This window comes from Nonomuraea sp. NPDC049480 (assembly GCF_044465905.1).
Lineage (GTDB): Bacteria > Actinomycetota > Actinomycetes > Streptosporangiales > Streptosporangiaceae > Nonomuraea.
The window spans coordinates 1-1,395 of record NZ_JBITMD010000085.1 but is presented as its reverse complement, the minus strand read 5'-3'; the positions used below and the strand labels follow the sequence as shown (position 1 = coordinate 1,395).

At 65.9% G+C, this 1,395-nt stretch carries 1 protein-coding gene; it reads right to left on the bottom strand.

Features of this window, described 5'->3' with window-relative positions; all coding sequences use genetic code 11:
* Positions 1–41 precede the first annotated feature (41 nt).
* The gene (locus ACIBX3_RS61225; protein ID WP_397130034.1) at positions 42–1,346 is read right to left on the bottom strand and encodes an IS256 family transposase; all 1,305 of its coding nucleotides are present in this window, start codon (positions 1,344–1,346) and stop codon (positions 42–44) included.
* Positions 1,347–1,395 lie beyond the last annotated feature (49 nt).

The window sequence follows — 1,395 nt, the reverse complement described above, 5'->3', positions numbered from 1 at the left end:
GGGTCTGTCCAGTGATCGGTGTATCTCAATCTTGACTGGGTCTATCGGGTGGCCGGGGTCAGGCGGCCTTCGAAGGTGATGGCGAAGGCGTTCAGAGCGGCCTTCCAGCGGGTGATCCAGCGTTTGCGGCCCTTGCCGGTCGGATCCAGGCTCATGATCGCCATGTAGACGCACTTGAGCGCGGCCTGCTCGTTCGGGAAGTGGCCGCGGGCCTTGACCGCCCGCCGGATGCGCGCGTTGACCGACTCGATGGCGTTGGTGGAGCAGATCACCCGGCGGATCTCGGTGTCGAAGTTGAGGAAGGGCACGAACTCGGCCCAGGCGTCCTCCCACAGCTTCACGATCGCCGGATACTTCCCGCCCCACGTCTCGGCGAACTCGTAGAACCGTTCGAGCGCGGCCGCCTCGGTCGGGGCGGTGTAGACCGGCTTGAGCGCCTTGGCGATGGCGTCCCAGTGCTGGCGGGCGGCATACCGGAACGAGGCGCGCAGCAGGTGAACGACGCAGGTTTGGACGACGGCCTGGGGCCAGACCTGCTCGATGGCCTGCGGTAGCCCTTTCAGCCCGTCGCAGACCACCATCAGCGCATCGGCGACGCCGCGGTTCTTGATCTCGGTCAGCACGTGCAGCCAGAACTTGGCGCCCTCACCGCCGTCGCCGGCCCACAGCCCGAGGATGTCGCGCTCACCGTCGACGGTGACCGCCATCGCCACGTAGATCGGCCGGTTGGCCACCTGGCCCTCGCGCAGCTTCACGTGGATGGCGTCAATGAAGATCACCGGGTAGACGGCGTCGAGCGGCCGGTTCTGCCATTCGGCCATCCCGTCCAGCACCTTGTCGGTGATGGTGGAGATGGTCTGCTTGGAGACTTCGGCCCCGTAGACCTCGGCCAGGTGCGCGGAGATCTCGCCGGTGGTCAGGCCCTTGGCGGCCAGCGAGATGACCATCTCATCGACGCCGGACAGGCGGCGTTGCCGCTTGCGCACGATCTTCGGCTCGAAGCTGCCGTCCCGATCGCGTGGCACGGTGATCTCCACAGGCCCAACGTCGGTGATGACAGTCTTGGACCGGCTGCCGTTGCGGCTGTTGCCGCTGTCGTTGCCGGAGCGTTCGTGCTTGTCGTAGCCGAGATGGTCGGTGATCTCACCCTCCAGGGCGGACTCCAGCACCAGCTTGGTCAACCGGCCCAGCAGCCCATTCTCACCGACCAGCTCCACCCCTTCGACTCGCGCCTGGTCGACCAGCCTGGCCACCAGCTCCCGATCCGTCGAGTGGTCCGACTTCTTACGCGCCACCGCGGCGTCCTCCAGGTCGATCTCCGTCGATGCCTGGATCACAGTACTCATCAGGTGCGTTCTCCTTGATCAGGAGTTACACCGAAGACCGTACAGTCCC

Coding starts and splice junctions, on each gene's coding strand:
- ACIBX3_RS61225 (WP_397130034.1), bottom strand. CDS start 1,346: ATGAGTACTGTGATCCAGGCATCGACGGAGATCGACCTGGAGGACGCC.